Below are 21,776 nucleotides of genomic sequence, written 5' to 3' on the forward strand. Positions count from 1 at the left end.
TAACGGTGATACCCAGGTACTGGCCAGCATCGATACTGGCCAGTACGGTGAGATGTCGGCGATGTCTGGTCGGTCCCGGGGGCACCATGCGAGTACGCGAAAGGACCTCGGACCCCGTCCCGACCTCCGAGAGCACCGAGGCTCTGATGCTGGAGTTGCAGCGCCTACGCAAAGCGGGGTTGTCGGATCTGGCCGTGAGGAGCATGCGGTACCCGCATCTCTCGGCGGAGCTGCACCGCCGGGCGGGCCCGGTCCCCCGGGACACGGCCGAGCGGCTGGCGTGGGTCAACGCCGCGTTCTCCGCCCTGGTCGCCGAGTTGCCCGTCGAAGCCCGTGATCCGGCAATGGTGCTGTTCCATGCTGGCCGGCCCGGGAGGCTCCCTCCGCTGGATGATCGGCGGCGCGTAGCGGACCAGCTCTACACGGGCCGTGCCTACGCCAGGACGCCCGACACCATCCAGCGGATCCTGGAGCGCGATCTTCTCGATCCGCTGCTGGCCGCGATCCTGCTCCGGACCCCGGCCGAACATGATCTGGCAAGGCCCGCCCCGGTCTCCGGCGTCGTCCTACGCCCAGTTCCGCTCGACGGGGTGGGGTTCGGGACGCTCGACCATCTCCGGATCAGCGCGGAGACCGTGCTGACCAGCGGGACGGTGTCCCCGGCACGGATGACGCTGATCGAGGAGACGGTGGACCAGTTGCGCCGCGATCACGTCCGCCAGTCGCCGGCGGTCATGCTGAGCGCGGCGCTGACCGAGTTCGGCGAGGTCATCTCCCAGCAGCAGCACCGGCAGCCGACCCGGATCGCCGCTCGGCTGTCGGAGGCGGCGGGCACGCTGGCGATCCTGGCCGCCGACAGCCTGATGAAGGCCGGGAACACCACGGCCAGTCATGCCTGGTACCGCACCGCGCGCCTGGCGGCGGACGACGGCCTGAGCGTGGAGCTCCAGGTGCAGGTCAGAGCGCAGGAGGCGATGTTGCCGTACTACTACGGCGACCTGCCCCGAACCATCGACCTCGCCCAGGAGGCCCAGGCCATCGCGGGGTCGTTCGTGTGCCCGGCGGTGTGCCTGGCGGCGGCGGCCGAGGCCCGAGCGTGGGCCCGGCTCGGCAACCACACCGCGGCCGAGGCCGCGATCGGCCGCGCGAGCAACCTGTTCGATCAGCTCGGCGAGAAATCCGGTGCCGACGCCTTCGCCTTCCCCGAAAAGAGGCTCCTGCTCTACTTCTCCGGGGCGCTCACCTACCTGAACCAGCCGGACCGTGCCGCTGCCGTCCAGGACCGCGCGCTCAACCTCTACGGCGACGGTGCCGCCACATTCACGCTCGACCCGACCCTAATCCACCTCGACCGCGCCGCCGGGCTGGCCCTCCGGGACGCCGACGGCGCCTGCCAGCTGGCGCGTGAGACCATCCACGATGTGCCGACCGGACACCTCACACAGATCGTGCTCACCCGGGGGGCCGATGTCCTCGCGGCGCTTCCGACCTCCGCCCGAGCCCTGCCGGCCGCCGCTGACCTCCGCGCACTGCTCACCAATCTGCGCGAGCCGGCCGTCCTTCCGGCCGGCCCACGATGATGTCGGCGCTCACCGAACGGAACTTCTCGCCGGCCGGCACCCACCAGATCCTGAACCAGGCTTGCGCGGAGATCGGCATCGAGCCGCTGGTGGTGACCCTGGTCCGCCACCAGACCAACGCCGTCTACCTGATCGAACTACCCGACCGAGCCCGGCTGATCGTCAAGATCGCCCGGCCGGCCGAGAGTCGCACGAGCGTGGAACGGACCCTGCGGCTGATCGACTGGATCGGCGGCCAGGGGCTGGCCACCGTGCACCCCACCGGCCACTTCCAGCCGGTCGCGGTCGGCGGCTGCCTGGTCACGTTCTGGCCGTACCTCGACCAGGGCGGCCTGCGGCCCGTCACCGCCGCCGAGCTCGCCGAACCGCTGGCCGTGCTCCACAGTCTGCGGCCCCCGTTCCCGCTCCCGCGCCTGGAGGCCGTCAGCGCGATCCGGCACTCGATCGCCACCAGCCCCATCCTCAGCCCCGCCGAGGCGGCCCTGCTCCGCAAGCGCTGCGACGCCCTGTCCGCGGCCCTCCCCTGTCTCCCGTACGTTCTGGAACCGGGGCTGATCCACGCCGACCCTCAGCACCGCAACGCCCTGCGCGCCGACACCGGCCAGGTCCTGCTGATCGACTGGGACTCGGCATGCATCGGCCAGCCCGAGTGGGACCTGGTGACGATAGAGATCCACACCCGGCGCTTCACTGGCGACCACGCTGACTACCAGGCATTTTGCACCGCCTACGGAATCGACATCCGGACCTGGGCCGGCTTCAACACTCTCCGGAACCTGCGCGAGCTCCGGATGATCACCACCAACGCCAGAAAGTCCACACCCGGCTCGCCCGCCGCCGACGAGGTCCACCGCCGGATCGCCGGACTCGAAACCGGCGACGACGATGCCCCTTGGCGGCGGCTGTAGCGCGGCGGTCGAGCCACGACAGACCGAGCGAGCAGCCGCTGCCCTAGCCGGAATCGACAGACGCCACTACGGTGTAGACCCTGCCGATTGTTCCGATCAGTGGGGGCCGCCGTGTCCAGCCCCAGACAGCATCCCGGGCCTGCTGACGCGCTGCTGGTCGAAGTTCGACGGCTGCGCCAGGCCGGGCTGTCGGACCTGACGGCGCGCCCCGGCCGGTACCCGCACCTGGTGGCCGAGCTGAAACACCGCGCCGGTCCGGCGCCCCGGGCCAAGGCTGAGCGGTTCGGGTACTTCGGCGACGCCTTCGCCGGTGTGGTGGCCGATCTGCCCGAGGATGTGCGCGGCGTGGCGCAGGTGCTGTTCCACGCCGGCCGGCCGGGCAGCCTCCCTCCGCTGGACGATCGACGCCGCGCGGCCGACCGGCTCTACACCGGCCAGAACTACTCCCGGTCTCCCGATTGCCCGCCGGCGACCAGGATGCGCCCGCAGTTGGTGCCCGGTGAACGCGGTGGAGCCCGAGACTGCTCAACCAACGGCAACGACTACGTGATCTTGAATGGACTGGTCGGGGCTGATTCGGTCGCGGATTTGCTGGTCGGTGGCTCTGTTGTTGCGGCGTCGGGCGGCGGGGCTGGCGTCTGCCGCGCCCGTGCATCTGACCGCCCCAGCTCCGTACTGGACTGGTCGTGTGCTTATTTATTGGGGTACATCTCCACGTACCAGTCGCCGGTCAGGTACCGGGCCTCGATGGTGATGGTGACCGGGGTGCCCGGCGGAATGTCGGGGACGGCGGGTCCCTCGTAGTCGTATCCTGGCCCTGACCTCAGGTCTCTGACGTGTCCGGAGGCTTTGTAGTCCCACCATGTCTGGGTCTGTGTCAGGGTGCCGTTGACGCTGAGGAGCAGTTGGCCGGGCGTCTGTGTGTGATATACGACCGTGAGATGGCCCCATGAGACGGTGGCGCTGGGGTTGTCCGCGGACAGGACGGTGTAGTTGAGCTCGGACGGCAGGCGCTTGTCCAGCGGTGTGAGGTGCGCGGGCCGGGCCGGTAGCGGGTATTGCTCGAACGGCACCGGCTCGGCGAGGGCGACGGCGACGTTGACGTCGGTCGGGACGGTCGCCGGGACCGGGTGCGTGCCGCCGTGTGCGTCGTAGGGCACCGGGTCGGTGAGGGTGACGGTGACCGGTACGCCGAGCCGGAGCTCGAGCGGGGCCAGCTCGGCCTGCGTGTACCACGTGTAGCCGTTGTCGGGTTCGTTGACGTTGCACGTCACGCCGTGCGGGGCCGGTTTGCCGTCGAACAAGACCGTGGAGAACGTCACGTGCAGGTCCTCCTTCTCCGGCCGGGTGCAGTGGAAGAAGAACCCGACGTCGAGGCTGGCCGGGACCCAGGTGAGCGTCACCGGCCCGGTCACCGTGCCCTTGCCCACAGCGACGACGTGGTAGCCCTCGTGGTACTCGGCGAACCCGCCGATCCGCCGTTCGGCCGGCGGCATCGACGTGTTCACCCGGGGTGCGACGAGCACCCCGAGCACCACGGCGAGCACCACCGCCGCGACCACCCCGACCACGGCCAGCCGCCGGCGCCGGTCGATGCGGCCCCGAACCGCGACGAGCCGCTGCGTGCCGGCCGGCTGCTCCGTCAGGTGCGGTTCGGGCAGCTCGCGCAGGGTCGGGTCGAGGCGGAGCTTGGCCAGCCCCTTCGCGGCGTAGTTCTTCACCGCCCCAGCTGACACGCCCAGGGTCTCGGCGATCTGCGCCTCGGACAGGTCCTCGAAGTACCGCAGTACCAGCACGGCCCGCTGCTGCCGGGGCAGACGGGTCAACGCCCGCCACACCTCGTCGCGGTCCTCGACCTCGCCCTGCGCACCAGACCAGGCCCGCTCCGGAAGCACCGCCGTCGGATGCTCAGCGGTCCACCTCCGCCGCCACCACGAGTTGAACGTGTTGACCAGCACCCGGCGCACGTACGGCTCCGGGTCCTCGTCGATCCGCCGCCACGCCGACCACGCCTTCACCAGCGCCGTCTGCACCAGATCCTCCGCCGCCGCGTGATCACGCGTCAGCAGCAACGCCAACCGCATCAGGCGCTGTGACCGCGTGATCACGAACTCGTCAAACCCCGTGCCGGCCGTCATCCCGCCGTGCCCTCCCTCGATCGGTGTGAACCTAGTACCCGATGGCGAGGCGATTCGGTTGGACGACCCGGCCAACAAATTTCCGGACCACTGTCGCGGGCCCGCCAAGATCATGAAATCGTTGTTTTCTTCCTGGAGGATTCGGCTACCCGAGAGCCCGGTCCAGAATTCAGCGCACTCGGAGACCAGCCCGCCTTGCGGCCTACAGACAAGGCTGGCCCGACAGCCGGGCGGCCTCGTTGTCTTGCCAGGGTCCAGGACGCTGTTCAGCGGCAGGGGTGGTCAGGCCTGGCGGGATGATAGACCGAGTCGAATGCCCGACCCCATGTTGGGAAACTGGCGGCCAACGTCGCCAGGGCTACGATCCACCGAACGCCCTGCTCTCCTCGCCGCGGGGCGTTAGAGTTCTCGCCGGCGCGCTGGGCGCACGGGGGAGGCGACCAATGACGGCGAAGGCACAGGACTGGGCGGCGTTACCCGGGGCGCAGGATCTGCGGGCCGCGTTCTCGCAGGCCGGGTGGCGCGAGGTGGTAACGGAGTCGACGGTCAAGGAGTACACCACCGTCATGCTCGACGGCTACGGCGAACACCCCGGCACAACGGTCCGAGGCAACTGGACCTGGCCAACCGACGACCCTTCAGCCGTCCGAACCAGCGGCATGGCACCACTTCCCGGAACTCGCAGCCTCGCGCCCACCACGGACATCGACACCGTCGCGGCCAGCGTCACTGGCTTCCCGCCACCACCGCCGGACGCCGACAAGCCTGCCTGATTGGGGCACCCAGAACAAGACCAACAAATCCTGGGCCACATGTCACCTGGTGACCCAGTTATTACCAATACCCCGTGTTGCGTTGACGGCATTCGTGGACCCCCTCGGATGCCCTCGGTCGGTCAGGGCGAAGGTACAGCGGCGCGATCCGCAGGGCTGGGAGGCAGCAGGATTACCCCAGGCGTGCCCATGTCCAGGCTGAAGATTGGCGGGACATCGTACCGGTGAGGTCTGGACAGGTCCACGGACCCGCCGGTGAATGTCGAACCGAGGAAGCCGACATCCGCGCCGGTGAAGGTCGCGCCGTGGAAGGCGACGAGGCCGCCGGAGAACGTCGCGGTGGAGAATCTGACAGAGCCGCCACCGAGGAACGCCGCTCCGTGGAACCCGACCAGACCGCTGGAGAACGTCGCGAATTGGAAGGTGACGTCGCCGCCGAGAAACGTCGCCCCGCTGAACGCGACAACGCTGCCGGAGAATGCCGCGCCGTTGAAGCCGACCTGGCCGCCGGCGAACATCGCACTGCTGAAATGGACGTGGCCACTGGCGAACGTCGCGCCGATAAAGCGGACCTCGCCACCAGAGAACCACGCGTGGGTGAAATTGACGTCGCCGCCGGAGAACTTCGCTCCGCTGAAATCGACGGTGCCGCCGGTGAACGTCGCGCCCTGGAAGTTGACGAAGCCGGGGGCGAACATCGCGCCCTGGAAGTCGACGAGGCCGCCGGAGAACGTGGCCTTTCTGAAGTCGCCACCGTCGAACGTCGCGCCGCTGAAGTCGAGGTCGTGGCCCTGCCAGGAGACGGCGGCGGTGTCGCGCAGGCGGGTGGTGATGGTGCGGATGATGGTGTGGCGGACCTGCCGCTCGGCGAGGGCGCTGTCGCGGCGGACCGTCCAGGCGTCGAGCTCGGCCACGCCGTCGGCGTCGACCGTGGTCTCGGCGGCGGAGGCGGCGTCGGGGTCGACCGGAGGGGTGTAGGGCATCCGCAGGTAGGAGCACAGCACGTCGATGCACGTCTGACGGCCCGCCGCCCAGTCATCGGCCAGGCCCGCCATGGCGTACACCCCGCCGAGCCGGACGGCGGACTTGTCCGAGCCCAGCTGCTCGCACGCCTTCGTGTAGCGCTCGTTGAACAGCTTCGTGTTCTCCCGCACCGAGTCGACCTCGCCGAAGCGTTGCTTGCGGTAGGCCACGACCAGGGCGACGACCGCCCCCACGCCGCCGGTCACCGTCAAAGCGACCTTCACCAGGTCCAGGCGATCCTTGGCCTCCAACGGCACCGCCGACAGGTCCGGGCTGCCGGACGTGAACCACAGCAGCCAGGTCGTGCCCGCGGCCACCACCACCGCCAGCCCCAACCACAGCGCAAGCTGCACACCGAACGACAACCTTGGCGCCGACGGCCCGGCCGACTTCTTACGCGCGAACATCATGATCGAGGTGTAGAGGCCCGACGGCCGATCCACAACCCCGGACCGCTGTCAGATCCCCGCCCCGGCCAGACCGGCGACCAGGTGTTGCTCAATGATCTTCAGTGGCCTTCTACCGTCTAAGGCGGGATGACCTGCTGAAACGAGGCTGCGAAAACTAGAAGAAGAGCCAGTCGATGCCGTCAATGATGGATGGATCCGATAGGACGAGTGAGTGGAACTTCTCATCCGTCCGCAAGTACTCGACGACGTATTCCTCTACTTTGGCCCTAATGTATTGGCGATCGGGGCCAGAGTAACTCGACACGCATCGAAGGAAGTTGAGTTCCTCTGCCAACTGGGCCTTGCTTCTTCGAACTCCGCCTGAATCAGGCGCAGTATCTCTCGCCTCGACCGACTTGAGTGCCTCCACAGCAAGTCTCCGATGCGGCCAATGGACCAAGGCTCCTCACTGTATCCCGCATCGATATCTCGACGCTCTCGATCCGCCGCGAATCTCAACAGGGACGCCGCGACAGACCCAGGGGTTGCCGGCACGATGTGGTCAGAAAATTGGATGGGCTCTTCTGACGAAAACCCGTCTTCTTCACTCATCATCATGACCTCGTTACACCGCAGGAGGCATCTGGACATACAAATTTCCATTGCTGTAGATATAGTGCTCACAGTACGGTAGCCCTTGAAGCTGAGCAGTAATTGATTGATCCAACGCTCCTTGGAAGCCGTACTTCGAGACAGCCACCGCGAATGTAGCAGCGTCCAGCACCAGCATCGCCGCGCCGAGCCCTCGGCCCACCGCTGGCGACGCGCGATCCTCGTGGATCGCACAGTGACGCCACTGTCCCAGCGTGATGACCAAACGTCGCTTCGGGGTGTTCGACGATGCTGCTGAAGGGCGGAACCGCGGAGGTCCCGTCTATGGGCTTAAATGAATAATTGGTCGGTACGTGTGGCACCGAGAGTAGAACGCTCAAGTCTCAGGGTGGCGGGGTCTCGATGCGTTCTGCAGTCAAGGCAGGTCAGGTTTGAGGGCCGAGCGCGTCGCGTAGCGCGGATCGGGCCTCGATCCCAAGTTTGCGGTAGGTGTTGGTCAGATGGACTTCGACGGTCCGCCTGGTGAGGAACAGGAGTTGGGCGATCTCCCGGTTGGTGGTCCCTTCGGCGGCCAGGGTCGCCACGCGTATCTCGCTGGCGGTGAGGGCGTCGCGGCCGGTGAGCATCGGGCGTCGCGGGCGCAGGCCCATCGCGCGTAGTTCCTCGACGGCGCGGGTGACGAGTCCGTCCGCTCCGCATCGCGCGGCGGCGTCCAGCGCCTGCCGGAGGGGGTCACCGGCCTTGGTGCGTCGTCCTGCGCGGCGCAGCGCTGCCCCGAACTCCACCAGAGTCTGTGCTCGGGCGTATTCGGTGTCGGCGAAGGTAACCGCCTCCTCCAGCAGCTCCAGTCCTTCCTGGCCGCCGGCGAGGAGTCCGCTGACCCGCAGGGCCGTGCACACCGGCTCGGCGGCTCCGAACCTGCGAGCCAGACGCAGGTTCTCGGCAGCCAGTTCGGCGGCCTCCTCTGCCCGGCCGAGGGCCCGGGCCGCGAGCGCGGCCTCGGCCCGCCACGGTGCGAACCCCGGGTTGAGGTAGCCCCGGCCGGTGAGGGTCGCCCCGCAGGCCGACAGGTCGACCAGCGCCTCGGCGGGCCGCAGTTGGCCCAGTCGCAGCCGGCCCCGGGCTATCAGGCCGAAATGGTTGATGAGGACCCCGAGCTCATGCCCGTCCTCCAGGCCGCCGGCTGCCATCGCCCACTGGGCCTCGTCCAGCCGGCCTCGGGCGGTGAGCGCGTTGACCAGGGTGGCCGCGGCCTCCGGGTTGGGGCGCCCGGTCGTCTCGTGCTCGGCGTCGACGGCGGCCCGGGCGTCGCCCTCGGCCTGGGTCAGCTGGCCGGCGTACAGGCACTTGTGGGAGCGCAGCATCATCATGAACTGGTACGCGGCGAGCGCGCCCAGGCGGCGGGCAACCCCCAGGCCCTGGTCGATCAGGTCGAGGGACTCCTGGTGCGCGCCTGAAATCGACAGGGCCCCGGCGGCCAGGCCGAGCAGCAGGGACTGCTCCCCGTCGGGTAGCGGGCCGGAGACCGCCAGCCGGGCGAGCCGGATCACCTCGGCAGCTGGCCGGTCTCCGGTCGCCGCGGCGGCGAAGGCCAGTGTGGCCAGAATGGTCCGGTCGACGGCCCGCTCGGGCGACAGCCCGGGTGCGATCCGGTCCAGAACTGCGATGATCGCGGCCGGTGGGCGCATGGTCAGCAGGCCCGCGCCTGCCAACGCGGCGACCAGGGGCAGGGGCACCTCGGCCGGATCGCGGTCGATGGCACGGTAGGCCAGCTCGAGGGCCTCGACGGTCTGGTCAGCCTGCCCGGCGCGCAACATCGCGAACCCGAAGTCCAGAGCCGTCCCGATCCGCTCCAGGGGCATGTCGGTGAGCTCCAGTGCCCGGCGGTATGCGGCAGCGGCCTCCTCGGGGCGGTGCGCCAGGCCCAGCGCCCGGCCCAGCTCGGCGTGCAGCGGCCCAGTGTCCGCCGATGCGGGCGGCTCGTTCAGTGCCCGGGTCAGGCATGCGGCGGCGGACTCGGGCGCTCCTTGGGCCAGCGCGGCGTGCGCGGCCGCGCGCAGGGTGTCTGCCACCCACGGGTCGGCGCCCGGCTCGGCCAGCAGCAGGTGCGGCGCGAGGGCCCCGGGGGCCTGGCCGTCTCCGGCCAGCATCCGGGCGGCCCGCTTGTGCTCGGCGGCCTGTAGCACCTCGCTGGAGTCGGCATACACGGCGGTGCGGACCAGCGGGTGGGTGAAGTCCAGAGGGCGGCCCGGGCCGACGATCGCCTCCCGGGCCAGCATGTCGGCCAGCTCGGCCGCCCGGTCGACGGCAAGCCCGGCGAACAGGGCGGCCTGGCGCAGATCGGCGGACGGGCCGAGCACGGCCAGCGCGCGGGTCAGGAGCTGGGCCTGCGGGCCCAGCCGGGCGATCCGGGTCAACACGGCGCGGGATACGGTGTCAGGGCGCAGGTTCTCTAACCGCCAGGTCTCGGCGGCCACCGGCCGCGCCCCATCGGCCCGCAGACTGTGCAGGGCCTCGGTGAGCAGGAAAGGGTTACCCCCGCTGGCCCGCGCGCACGCCGCGCAGAACTCCTCCTCGGCGTCGGCCGCCAGGTCGTTGCGGACCAGCACACCGACTCCGGCGGGACTGAGCGCCCGCAGCCGGAGCAGATCAGGCCGGATCCCGCCCAGCGCCCTGCCCACGAACCCGTCGAGCAATCGTCCCGGCCTGCCGGCGGCCAGCAGCAGCACCGGCAGGTCCACGATCCGCCGCGCCAGATGGGACAGGAACCGCAGCGACGCGTCGTCGACCCAGTGCACGTCGTCCACCACCAGCAGCACCGGCCCGGCCTCTGCCAGATTGGAGCACAGCCAGTACAGGCCATGCACAACATCGCCCAGCAGATTCGGGTCAGAGCCGAATTCCGCCCCCTCGGGGCCGAACACCGGCCTGGCCAGGGCTGCCGCACCGGCGGTCAGCTCAGCCCGTTCCGTCGGAATCGCCGAACGCAGCACCGGCTCAAACAGCTGGCGGACAACACCGAACGGCAGCTCGTGATCCAACTCGCCACCGAGCGCGCCCAACACCCGAACCCCCAAGGCCCGGGCGTGCCCGCCGGCGGCAGCCAGCAACGCCGTCTTGCCAATCCCCGGCGGGCCCTCGACCAGCAGCACACCACCGTGCCCGCCGGCCGCATCAGCCAACCGGGCGGCGATGGCGGCCAGGTCCGACTCGCGCTCGATCAGTGCCATCGGGCCCCCGTAGAAAACCTAGTGGTGCCTACCACGATGCCCGACATGACCCGTGAAGGCGAACATATTGCCATGTCGCCGATCAGACCGGCGATCAACACCCCGAAGGGATCATCATGTTCAAGCTCCTTCTGAGAAATTTCCTCGCCATGTTCACAGTGGCCGTCGCGGTGTTCGCGGGAACCGGCCCGGCGACCGCGGCCCCCGGGTCGGCCGCCCCGATGGCGCGGACGTACTACGAGGTCCGGGCCCAACACAGCGGCCAGTGCCTGGACGTACGGAACATGGTCAAGGACTGGGGGACCCCTGACCAGCAGTGGCCCTGCTGGGGCGGCGCCGGCCAGCTGTGGTGGAAGAATCCGGTGTACTCCAACGGTGGTCATGTGTTCTACGAGATCCGGGTCCAGCTCAACGACCTGTGCCTGGACGTCAGGGACGGCAGTACCGCGGCCGGCGCCGTCGTGCAGCAGTGGGGCTGCAACAACAGCCTCGCCCAGCAGTGGGAGGTCATCGCGGTCGGCGGCAGCTACGTCAAGGTGGTCAACCGTGGCAGCGGGATGTGCCTGGACGTGAAGGACATCAGCACCTTCAACGGCGCGCCCATCCAACAGTGGTACTGCTGGGACAATCCCGGACAGCACTGGTGGTTCGCCTAGGCTGCGCGGCACGGTCCTGGGAGCACAGCCTCCCAGGACCGTATCGCGTTCAGCTGTGCCTGCGTGATGCCAGGACGACCAAGGACACGGCCGAGGCGTCGCGCGAACTGTCATGGGCTGCCACCTGCATCGCGAGCATGGCGAACTTGGCCGCCGAAAATAGTGCCCTCTTCCTCATGGGCACGTGATTGACGCAGCTCTGTGCGTTCGAGTTCGTCGAGTTCCGCGACGACGGTGTCGTTTCCCCGCAGGTTGAAGAGCCGTCGGGCTGCGCGCCACCTCCGGAGTCCGGTGGTCGTCGCGGCCGGGGTGGCCGGCGTCGTGGATGGCGCGGGCTGGGTTGCCGTGATCGTGCTATGCGGCGGCCACGTCCAGCATGGACATCGGTGGTCGGCCCGTCGGCCAGGTCGGCGGGCGGGACCCGGCCACGGGCCTGTGAGTCGACGGCGCCCGGCCCGTTCGGCGTTGAGGGCCAGCGCCGGAGTTGGCGGTTGTCAGTTCTGGGCTGGGTAGGCGTCGGCGATCATCCGGTCTGGGTTGAGGATCTTCCAGTCGATGACCTTCTCGCCGTTGAGTCGCTCCTGGACGAAGCGGTCATCGCGGTACCAGATGGCCTCTAAGAAGGCAACCGGTAACGCGGCCCCATGAACTCCCAGGCCGCAGAGCCCACATCGCGGCCGGATCGGCGCAGGTTGCCTTCCCGGAAGGTTGTTCCCTTGCCGGCCGACCTGTAGTAAGCGGCGTAAAAACAACGGGCAGCTTTTGATCTTGCTTTGACCTGAGGTATTGTCGGGCCGTTTCGTTGTCGCGTAGGGTTTGATCGATTCGATCGTGTCCTATGTATTGGGTGGGCTGGTGGCGACGCGGGATCTGTTCTCGGCGGAGGAGCTTGAGCGGCTTCGGGGGTTTGCGGAGGTCGACCGTTCGGAGCTGATCCGGTATTTCACGCTGACGCCGGCGGATGAGGCGTTCGTGCGGAAGTTTCGGGGCCGGGACAACGTGATCGGCGCCGCGGTTCAGTTGTGCGTGTTGCCGTGGTTGGGGTTCGTACCGGATGAGGTGCGGACGGCACCGGCCGCGGCTGCAGCCTGGTTGTCGGAGCGGCTCGGAGTCACGGTCGACGAGTTGCTGCCCTGCGGACAGAGGCCGCAGACCCGGACGGATCATCTTCGCGAGATCGTCGCTTACCTGGGCTGGCGGCAGGCTGATGGCACCTACCGTCGAAGGATCGGCCGGCAACTCAACAAGGGAGAGAACGTCCACTCCCTCAAACGGACCCTCGCCTACGCCTCAGAAGGCGCGATCCGCAAACGCCAACACGAACAGCAGGCCGAACAGATGTGGTGCCTGACCCTGGCGACCAACGCGATCGTCACCTGGATGACCGAATACCACGGACTTGCCGTCACAGCCCTCCGCACCGCAGGCCGGCACATCGACGCGGAGATCCTCGCCCATATCTGGCCCACCCACCACGAGAACGTCCACTTCTACGGCACCCACACCATCGACCTCGCCGGCGAACTCGCCCAACTCGACCACGACGGCTACCGACCCCTCCGGCAGGTTGCCCGTGAGGGAGACCGGTCATGAGCCTCGGAACAAAGCCGCCGCCCCCACGCAGGCCACCGACAACCGCTGAGCGGATCACGGCCTTTCGTACAGTGGCGGAGAGATGGGTGCGGCCACGCGCGCTCGCCTACATGGTTTTGGTACTGGCCTCCATCGCCGCGGTCGGGTTCGTGACCGGGTCCTGGCGGCACTTCCTTGACTTTCTGCACTGGCCGTGGCGGGTCTATCCGGTCCTCATCAGTCTCGGAGTGATCGGAGACTTCGCACTGAAGGGACTGCGCAAGCCGACACCCTCGTCGGCCCGGAGCTGGCTGCGGACCCGCAAACCCGCCTTCCTGGTTCTGCTGCTAGCCGTTCTCGCCGCAGCCGTGGAGCTCACGGAAATACGGCGCCACCTGCTGGACTTCCTGCACTGGTCCTGGTGGGTCTATCCGGCCCTCATCGGTCTTGTAGGTATCGGCGCCTACGCAGCGAAGGAACTGGGCAGGCACACGGCACCGATCGCGCCGCAGCGGCCAGCCAAATCGGCGTCGATGCGGCAAATCTCGGCCTGGTGGATGGTGGCCGGCATCGTGGCGGTGACCGCCACCATGTGGATCACCACGGCGTTGCTACTGCAGCAGGCCGCAGCGGCGGGATCGTCCGCGGATCGGGCTAGCGCCCGCATCGAAGCGGTCCGCACCGGTCTGACTGCGGCCGGCGGCGTCGGAGCGGCCACCGCCCTGCTCCTGGCTTTTCGTCGTCAGAAGCACCAGGAATGGGTTGCCGCCGGCGTCGACTACGACGCCGCCGAAAAACGCATCACCGAACTGTATGTGAAATCCATCGAACAGCTCGGATCAGCAATGGCGCCAGTGAGGCTCGGTGGCTTCTACGCACTGGAACGCCTCGCCCAGAACAACCCGGAGCACCGCCAGACGATCACCGACGTGATCTGCGCCTACCTGCGCATGCCCTACACCCCTCCTGGAATCGCCACCGACAGCGCAGTCTCGAGCGAGGTCCCAGCCGGAGTCGCACCGCCGACGACCGTGGAGCCCGGCAACCGTAAATCCCGAGAGGAACTGCAGGTCCGGCTGGCCGCCCAGCGGATCCTCACCGGGCATCTGCGCGATGACCGCCCTGATGGAGGGGTTTTTCCGCCGAACGCTGAGCAGTATCCCCGGTACTGGAACGTACAACTGGATCTCACCGCTGCGACCCTGGTGGACCTCGACCTCAGCCGGTGCCACCTGAGGAAAGCCACCTTCGATAGCGCTGCCTTCCACGGCGGCTCCACATTCAACGGGACGCTCTTCGCCGGCCGTACCGGGTTCAACGCCGCGACCTTCACGGGCGACGTCACATTCGCCGGAGCGTACTTCACCGACGACATTGACTTGAGAAGCGCAACGTTCTACACCAACGACATCGGGCTGGGCCATGCAAAATTCGCGAAACGCGCCGATTGCACCGGAGCGCAGGTTCGAGAGGACCGTGACTCGAGCCGAGACTGGAAGCGGCCGGAGTCGGCATACGGAATGGGGCCGTATGGTCCCTTTACTGATCCTTACAATCCTCCCGACACCCGGTGCCCGGGCGGGTGGCATCTGGGTCCAGCAGTGGATGGATGGCAGCCGTTCGTCGAAGCCGAGCCAGAGATCTGGTAATCCTTTGATATCGGCACCAATACCGGGTCACGCTCACCACCAGCCAAGGCCGGGCCGACACGTTCCGGGCCCGCAACGCCGACCTCATCGAGCTGGCCCGTAGCCGCCCGTACCTGGTAGCGCTGGCGACCTGGTTCGACGCCGGCCGGCCGGCTCACCAGCGCGACGCTCCTCGCCGTCCTCGACCGGCCTGCCGATGCGCACGTCGACGTGCAGGACCGGTTCTCACTGACTACCACCGCCAGCGCGACGCCGCTCTGGCCGAACATGCCGACCGGCGCGGGTGGCGCGGGTCTGTAACAAACTTTGAGACAGTCCCAATCCGTCCGGTAACCAGACCTGGCAAATGGCGGGCAGGGAGTAGCGAGACGTGCGATGACCCTGTGACACCGAACTTCTCGCAGACTTAGGTGAGAAGCGTCGCGTGAACTGTCACGGGCTGCCACCTGCATCGCGGGCATGGCGAACTTGGCCGCCGACGATTGTGCACCCTTCCTCATGTGGCAAGTGATTGATGCACAGCTGTGCGTTCGATTTCGTCGAGTTCCGCGGCGGCGGTGTCGTTTCCCAGCAGGTTGAAGAGTCGTCGGGCGGCGCGCCACCTCCGGAGTCCGGTGGTGGGGTCGCCGGTTTCGGTCAGCGCCGAGCCCAGGAACTTCAGCGTGACAGCCGAGGCGTAGATCATTCCGGCGCGCTGGAACAGTCCCAGGGCCTCGGTGAGGTGCGGGACCGCCTGTTCCGGATGTCCGGTGATCATGTACGCCCGGCTCAGGCTGCGCAGAGCGAAGCCCTGCTCAATGTGGTGTCCGGTGGTGCGGGTGATCCGGAGTGCCGTGGCCAGCACCTCGAGCGCGGTCGGGTCGCCCAGCCGGCACTCCACGAGACCGAGCTCGCGCAGTACCTTCGCTTGTTTGACCGGCGAGGCCATCGACTCGGCGAGCTCGAATGCCTCTCGGAAGGCCGTGCGGGCCGGTTCGAGTTTCCCTTGTCCCGCCTGGATGATCCCGAGGAAGCGGAGTGCGGTGTAGCGGGGGCGACGGTTGCCGTGCCGGGCGCACAACGCCAGGCTCCGGCGGAAGTGGTCCACTGCGGCGTCGCGTTGGCCTCGCTCGAAGCAGGTGGCGCCGGCCTCGTTGTGCGCGACGCTCTCGCCGAGACGGCTATCGGTGTGAGCGGCCAGGGTGATGGCCTCGTCCATCAGCAACGCGGCCTCGTCCAGTCGGCCCTGGGCGCGGTACGCCTCGCCGCGCAGGACCAGTGCGTCCACCCGGCCGCGATCGTCTTCGACGCGCCCGAACAGCGTGTGCGCGGTCTCGGCGTGGGCCGCCAGCACGTCGGTGTCACACTGTTGCGCCGAGCTGGCCAGGTAGGCGAGATTGCGGGCCATGACGGCGTGACCGTGGTCGTCGCCCAGCCGCACGCACGCCGCCAGGGCGGCCTCGTGTCCGGACCGCCAGTCGTCGTACAGGTCCCGCATCTCGTAGAAGCCGACCGCGCTGTCGGCCAGGTTCCAGGCCAGTGCGGTGGCCCCGAGCGCAACGGCCTGGCGCACTCCGGTGAGCAGGTTGCCCTGTTCAGCCTCGAACCAGGCCGCCGGGTCTGCGAGTAGTTCGTCGATGATGCCGGCAGGCACCGGCCAGCGCGGCGCGGCTCCGTCGATGCGGGCCAGGTAGCGGCAGTTCAGGCGGGTGTCGGCCTGCTCGGCGATGGACAGCCAGGCACCCAGCGCCCTGGTCACCGCGGCGCGGCGCTCGGCGGGCGGGTCCAGGGTTTCGGCCTGGCCGAGGGCGTAGAGCCGGACCAGGTTGTGTAGCCGGTACCGGCCGTCGCCGTCCCCCGCGGCCAGCAGGTGTGCGTCGAGCAGCGCCTCGAGCTGGGTGTCGGCGTCGTTGGGTGAACAGTCCAGCAGGGCTGCCAGCGCCCAGTCGCTGACGTCGGGTGCGTCGAGGAGGCTGAGGAGCCGCAAGGCCCGTTGGGACTGCGGGGACAGCGCCGCGTAGCTCAGGCCGAGGGAGGCGCGGACTGCGAGGTCGTCGGCGACGAGTTCGTCGAGGCGGCCCCGTTCGTCACGCAGCCGGGTCTGCAACTTGGGCAGTGGCCAGTGGCTGCGGGTGGCCAGTCGGGCGCCGATGATCCGCACCGCGAGGGGCATCCAGCCGCACAGCGCGAGGATGTGGGCCGCGGCCTCCGGGTGCGCCGCGTGCCGTTCGGTGCCGATGAGGATTGCCAGCAGCGTCGTCGCCTCGACGGGGGTGAACACGTCGAGGGATATCCGCCGGGTCATGGGCAGGGTGCCGAGCCGGTCGCGGCTGGTGACGAGCACGGCGCAACCGGGGCTGCCGGGCAACAGGGGCAGGACCTGTGCCGCGTCGATGGCGTCGTCGAGCACCAGGAGGGTCCGGCTGTTGTTCAGCCGGGTCCGGTAGAGGGCAGCGCGTTCGTCCAGACCGTCGGGGATCGCCGAGCCGGTGACGCCGAGCCCTTGGAGCAGCCGGCCGAGTACGTGTGCCGGATCCGCCGGATGGCCCGAGCCGCCGTGCAGGCGGACGTAGAGCTGGCCGTCGGGAAAGTCGCCGGCGAGTTGGTGTCCGAGATGGATCGCGAGTGTGGTTTTGCCGACCCCGGCCATGCCGACCACGGCGGCGATCGGCACGACCCCCTTGTGGTCGCGGAGTGCCTGTCGCACCTGGTCGATCTGTGGTCGGCGGCCGACGAAGTCGACGATGTCGGCGGGCAGTTGCGCGGGTCGGATTGATGCGGCCGGTGCCGTGGGGTTCTGCTGGTCGCCGGTGTCGCCCGGTCGCGCCACACCGTTGCGCAGTGCCTCCCTGTGGGCGGCGGCCAGGTCGGGGCCAGGCTCGACCCCCAGGGCGTCGGCGAGCCGCCGCCGGGCCTGCCGGAAGGCATCGGAGGCGTCGCCGGGCCGGCCGGTCGAGTGGTAGGCGCGGACCAGCCGGGCGGCGGCCCGCTCGTCGAGGGGCAGTGCCCGGACTGCGGCTTCGGCCTGCCCCACGACTTCGCCAGCCCGGCCCAGGACCAGCGCGATCTCCATCTGCCAGCCGACGGCGGCCCACCGTTCCCGGTCCAGGACTTCGACGATCGGCCGATCGGTGAGGATCGGGATGTCGGCGAGCGGCCGGCCGCGCCACAGGGCCAGTCCCCGCCCGAGCAACGAGAACGCGGTACTGAGGCGCTGTTCGCGGTACGCGGTTCGAGATGCTTCGACCAACTGTCGAAACCGCAGTAGATCGACTCGGTCGGGGTCGGTGGTCAGCGCGTAGCCGTCGGCGACCGTGAGGATGGTGGTGCTCGGGGCGCGTGCGACCCGGCGCGGTTCCAGCAGGGAACGAAGCTGCTTGACGTGGGTCTGGATCACATTCCACGCCGCGGTGGGCGGCTGGTCGTCCCACAGGGCGGTGATGAACTCGGTCCGCCGAACGGGCTGGCCGCCAGCCAGGGCGAGCAGGGCGAGCACCGCTTTCTGCTGCCCGGGGCGCACCTCGATGTCCATGCCGCCCGCCTGGACCCGCAGCGGTCCGAGCACCGACACCGCCATGGCGGCGTCCTCCGACAGAACCGTCACATCTCCTCCGGTTGCTGTGGGGACACGCCGATCTCGTCCCAATTTCATCATCGTCGGTGGCACGAAACTATGTCCCGGGCGGCATCGCTCCAATCGGCATCCAATCGAAATTCAACGATGGTTGCTACGTTGCCAGGGATCAGGCCACACGACCAGCGACGAAGCGGTACTGACCGGAACGTGACACGTCAACTGGTTCATGAATCCGGTGGTCATCGACAGTGACTTCCCTATAGACAGGACAGTTTCCATGCGCCGTCCCCTCCTTGCCGTGCAGACGGACTCGACCATCGCGGCGCCCGCGTCCGTCACCGCCCCGGCGTCGCCCTCGCCCGCGGGCGCCACGGCCGGCACTCCGATCGGGATCACCGGCTCCTACGCTGTCAGCGAAGGCTGAGCCGGTGTTGTCCTTCGAGCCGATCCTGCGCGACCTGGCGGTGCGCCACGGCGCTGGCGACTGGAGCAGTCCAGTTCGGGATTCGTGGCACTATCTGTTGCCCCCGGATGGTCCACGCCAGGTCCAGGGCTGGAAATTGCACGTGTCGGCGACGCCACTGTCGGCGCCGTTCGTGCTGGCCCGGTGTGTGCCCGTGCTGATCGCGCACCGGTGTGGGTTCAAGTTCGCCAGCACGGTCGATGACGCCGAGGCGATCACGTCGATGCGGGGAAGCCGGGTACAAGGCGGCAAGTTCCTCACCGCCTATCCACCCGACGACGAGGTGTTCGCGGCGCTCGTACACGAGTTGCACGACGCGACGTACGGCCTACCCGGCCAGGCGATCCTGTCCGACCGGCGCTACCGTCCGGACAGCCTGGTCCACTACCGCTACGGCGCGTTCAGCGGCGTCACAGTGCGGGACAACGAAGGTGTCCTCCAGTCCAGGCTACGGGCACCGGACGGAACGCTGGTTCCCGACGAGCGACGCGAGGCCTTCGCCCCGCCCGCCTGGGCTCCGGCTCCGCCGGGCGGCATCGGGGTGTCCCAGGAGTTGGCGGTCGACGGCCCGGATCGCCCGACGGAGATCCTCCTCGCGGACCGGTTCGTCGTGCACGGCGCGATCCGCCACGCCAACCGTGGCGGCGTGTACCGGGCCACCGACCGCCAGACCGGACGCAACGTGGTGGTCAAACAGGCCCGCCCGCACACCGGAGCCGACCTCACCGGACAAGACGCCCGCGACGCGCTGTGGCACGCGGGAGAGATGCTCGAACAGCTCGACGGTCTGGGGCCGGCGAAGATCGCGGCCTTCGATCAGGACGGGGACCTGTTCCTGGTCGAGGAAGAGGTGCCGGGTGTCGCCCTGTGGGACTGGGCACAGGAGCGCAGGAGTCAGGGAAACGACGTTGAGCCGGCACTCGACCTACCGACCATGGTGAGCGCGGCGACCAAGCTCGTCGACGTCCTCGACGCGGTACACGCGCGCGGGTTCGTCTGCCGAGACTTCACCCCGACCAACATCATGGTCACCCCGCAGGGCGACTTCCTCCTCATCGACACCGAACTCGTCAACCGGCCAGGCCAACCGGTCCGGCGCGAGTACACCCCGGGGTTCGCCGCCCCCGAACAGGTCTGCATGCCGAAACTGGCGCCCTGTCCGCCGCGAGCCGTCGACCTGTACGCCCTCGGCGCCGTGCTCTACTTCCTGGCCGTCGGCACCAGCCTGCACCTCCTGGAAGAGGAGCCCGCCACCCGGACAATCCGCGAACGATGCGCCGACCTGCTGCGGTTGGCCGGCGAGCGCAATCTCACGGCCGCCGCGTTCACCGACACCATCCTCGGGTTGGTCGCCGACGATCCCGCCGAGCGGTGGGAACTGCACCGGGTCCGCACCGAACTCGGCGCGCTGGCACCGATGACAACGATCGGCCGCACCGCGCCGCCGCTGGTCCACGGGATCAGTCGGCAGGCCGCCCGGGACCGGACGCTGTCCGACGGCCTCGCGTTCCTCGCCGAGACAATGCAGCCCGCCGCCACCCGACTGTGGCCGAGCGGGTCGTTCGGAGCCAGGACCGAGCCCGCCAACGTTCAACACGGCGCGGCCGGGGTCCTCGGCGTCCTCACCCGCGCGGCGAGACACCAGCCTGAGCTGCGCGACCCCGTCGCCCGGGCCGCCGCGTGGACCGCCGACCGGCTGGAGCACATCGACCGGCACCTGCCGGGGCTGTACTTCGGGTCGGCGGGCGCGGTGTGGGCCCTGGTCGACGCCGCTGACCTACTGGAGGACACCGCGCTGCGTGACCGGGCGCTGCGGGCCGCAGAACACGTGCCCCACCGGTGGCCGAATCCGGATGTGTGCCACGGCGCGGCCGGAGCCGGCATGACGCTGCTGCACCTGGCAGACCGCGGTGCCGAACACCTGATGACCCGGGTACTCGACTGCGCCGACGCCCTGATCTCCCAGGTCGGGCAGAACCCGCCGCACTGGAAGATCCCCGACGACTTCGACTCCTCACTCGCCGGCACCGTCCACCATGGCTTCGCGCACGGCACCGCCGGCATCGCGAACTTCCTTCTCGCCGCCGGCATCCGCACCGGACGCGACGACTACCTGGATCTCGCCCGAACCGCGGGAGACGCCCTGGTCACCGCCGCCGACCGGTCCCAGCCGGGTGCACGCTGGCAAGCGGGGGTATTCGGCACCCCGGACCGCGACGAGCAGCACTACCACTGGTGCAGCGGCGGTTCCGGAATCGGAACCTTCCTCATCCGACTGTGGCGACACACCGGCGGCGCGGACTACCTCGAGGCGGCTCAGGCGGCAGCCCAGGGCTCCTACCGCAATCGGTGGCAGTCCACGACCGCGGCCTGCCACGGACTCGCCGGTACCGGGGAGTTCCTTCTCGACCTCGCCGACGCGGTCGGTGGCGACCACCGGGCCCGGGCCGAGGACATCGCCGATCTGCTGACCGCCCGCCACGCCGTGCGCGGTGGACGCTGGCTTATCCCCGACGAGAGCGGCAGTGCCGTCCACGCGGACTTCAACACCGGCCTCGCCGGGGTACTCGGCTTCCTCCACCGGCTCCACCACGGCGGTCCCCGCTGGTGGATGAACGCGTCACCCGAGATGTCAGGCACGCCGTCCGGCGTTCCTGCGGACTAGATACGCACAGAAACGAGGGATTACATCCGGCTCCGGGCCGGGCGACGTCCCGACGAGTCCGTCCAGACCCACCCCACCGATCGAGGCCAACCACCCGCAGTCTCTCCTTGGAGGATTCCATGTCCATCATTCGAACAATCCGCAACTACTCGGCCATCGCCCTCGTCGGCGCCGCCGGCATCGTCCCCATGGCCGCACAGCAGGCACCCGCCGCCGTGGACCAGGCGAACTGCACCTTCACCTACGGCGTAGCCGGGGACAACGCGGACGCCATGACGACGAATGTCAACGCGCTGCACCTCCTGCCGGCGGAACAGGGCACCAGCGCCGGCCAGAACGCCGGCCGCAGGACATGCTCGGCGTGCTTCACCTGCGAAGTGACCACGTGTAGCGAGACAGTCGGCTAGTGTCCGCCCGGCCGGGCGGACACACGAGTCCGGAACCGCCCGGCCGGCACCCCCCATGACCAGACTTCCGACCAGCACCACACCACCGGCCGGCACCCACAGGATCGACGGAATCATCCGCCATAGAGTCGACTTACCAGCTACCTGGCTGTCAC

Annotated in this window: 14 protein-coding genes; 10 read left to right on the forward strand and 4 right to left on the reverse strand. The window is 68.9% G+C overall.

The annotated features are described in order from the left end of the window. Positions 1–86: 86 nt before the first annotated feature. From IW245_RS12380 to IW245_RS12390, 3 genes are all read left to right on the forward strand, one after another. Positions 87–1,580, forward strand: coding sequence for a hypothetical protein (locus tag IW245_RS12380; RefSeq protein WP_197003325.1), 1,494 nt, complete (start codon positions 87–89; stop codon positions 1,578–1,580). Then, the gene (locus tag IW245_RS12385) at positions 1,580–2,488 is read left to right on the forward strand and encodes a phosphotransferase enzyme family protein (RefSeq protein WP_197003326.1); all 909 of its coding nucleotides are present in this window, start codon (positions 1,580–1,582) and stop codon (positions 2,486–2,488) included. The genes IW245_RS12380 and IW245_RS12385 overlap by 1 nt, the downstream gene beginning before the upstream one ends. A gap of 111 nt (positions 2,489–2,599) precedes the next feature. Next, on the forward strand, positions 2,600–3,292 hold the full coding sequence (locus tag IW245_RS12390) for a hypothetical protein (protein ID WP_197003327.1): 693 nt from the start codon (positions 2,600–2,602) through the stop codon (positions 3,290–3,292). Here the strand turns inward: IW245_RS12390 and IW245_RS40600 are convergent. After that, on the reverse strand, positions 3,181–4,626 hold the full coding sequence (locus tag IW245_RS40600; protein WP_231398776.1) for a SigE family RNA polymerase sigma factor: 1,446 nt from the start codon (positions 4,624–4,626) through the stop codon (positions 3,181–3,183). The two genes, IW245_RS12390 and IW245_RS40600, sit on opposite strands and share 112 nt — an antisense overlap. A gap of 443 nt (positions 4,627–5,069) precedes the next feature. Here IW245_RS40600 and IW245_RS12400 point away from each other — a divergent pair, with 443 nt between their 5' ends. Continuing rightward, the gene (locus IW245_RS12400; RefSeq protein ID WP_197003328.1) at positions 5,070–5,399 is read left to right on the forward strand and encodes a hypothetical protein; all 330 of its coding nucleotides are present in this window, start codon (positions 5,070–5,072) and stop codon (positions 5,397–5,399) included. Positions 5,400–5,521: 122 nt separating this feature from the next. On the opposite strand, the gene IW245_RS12405 is transcribed toward IW245_RS12400, so the two are convergent. Together IW245_RS12405 and IW245_RS12410 are read right to left on the reverse strand one after the other, a co-directional pair. Then, the gene (locus tag IW245_RS12405) at positions 5,522–6,832 is read right to left on the reverse strand and encodes a pentapeptide repeat-containing protein (protein ID WP_197003329.1); all 1,311 of its coding nucleotides are present in this window, start codon (positions 6,830–6,832) and stop codon (positions 5,522–5,524) included. A 1,016-nt stretch (positions 6,833–7,848) separates the two neighbouring features. Then, entirely contained in the window at positions 7,849–10,653 is a 2,805-nt protein-coding gene (locus IW245_RS12410; protein WP_197003330.1) for an AAA family ATPase, read from the reverse strand. A 116-nt stretch (positions 10,654–10,769) separates the two neighbouring features. Here IW245_RS12410 and IW245_RS12415 point away from each other — a divergent pair, with 116 nt between their 5' ends. From IW245_RS12415 to IW245_RS12430, 3 genes are all read left to right on the forward strand, one after another. Then, positions 10,770–11,309 carry an RICIN domain-containing protein gene (locus IW245_RS12415; protein WP_197003331.1) on the forward strand — a complete coding sequence of 180 codons (540 nt, stop codon included), beginning with the start codon at positions 10,770–10,772 and terminating at the stop codon, positions 11,307–11,309. Positions 11,310–12,164: 855 nt separating this feature from the next. Beyond that, on the forward strand, positions 12,165–12,902 hold the full coding sequence (locus tag IW245_RS42800; RefSeq protein ID WP_307788956.1) for a DUF4158 domain-containing protein: 738 nt from the start codon (positions 12,165–12,167) through the stop codon (positions 12,900–12,902). A gap of 86 nt (positions 12,903–12,988) precedes the next feature. Then, positions 12,989–14,530 carry a pentapeptide repeat-containing protein gene (locus IW245_RS12430; protein WP_197003334.1) on the forward strand — a complete coding sequence of 514 codons (1,542 nt, stop codon included), beginning with the start codon at positions 12,989–12,991 and terminating at the stop codon, positions 14,528–14,530. Positions 14,531–15,026: 496 nt separating this feature from the next. Here the strand turns inward: IW245_RS12430 and IW245_RS12435 are convergent, their stop codons facing one another. Further along, positions 15,027–18,113: an AfsR/SARP family transcriptional regulator gene (locus IW245_RS12435; RefSeq protein ID WP_197003335.1), complete on the reverse strand. Its 3,087-nt coding sequence runs from the start codon at positions 18,111–18,113 to the stop codon at positions 15,027–15,029. A gap of 250 nt (positions 18,114–18,363) precedes the next feature. Between IW245_RS12435 and IW245_RS12440 the strand changes: the two genes are divergently transcribed. The 3 genes from IW245_RS12440 to IW245_RS12450 all read left to right on the forward strand — a co-directional run bounded on the left by IW245_RS12440 (position 18,364) and on the right by IW245_RS12450 (position 21,621). Continuing rightward, a complete protein-coding gene (locus tag IW245_RS12440) occupies positions 18,364–18,510 on the forward strand; it encodes a hypothetical protein (protein WP_197003336.1) in 147 nt (48 codons plus the stop codon). Between the two features lie 4 nt (positions 18,511–18,514). After that, the gene (gene lanL, locus IW245_RS12445) at positions 18,515–21,214 is read left to right on the forward strand and encodes a class IV lanthionine synthetase LanL (protein ID WP_197003337.1); all 2,700 of its coding nucleotides are present in this window, start codon (positions 18,515–18,517) and stop codon (positions 21,212–21,214) included. A gap of 119 nt (positions 21,215–21,333) precedes the next feature. Further along, positions 21,334–21,621 carry a hypothetical protein gene (locus tag IW245_RS12450; RefSeq protein ID WP_197003338.1) on the forward strand — a complete coding sequence of 96 codons (288 nt, stop codon included), beginning with the start codon at positions 21,334–21,336 and terminating at the stop codon, positions 21,619–21,621. The last annotated feature ends 155 nt before the right edge of the window (positions 21,622–21,776 follow it).

Source organism: Longispora fulva, from assembly GCF_015751905.1.
Taxonomy (GTDB): Bacteria; Actinomycetota; Actinomycetes; order Mycobacteriales; family Micromonosporaceae; genus Longispora; species Longispora fulva.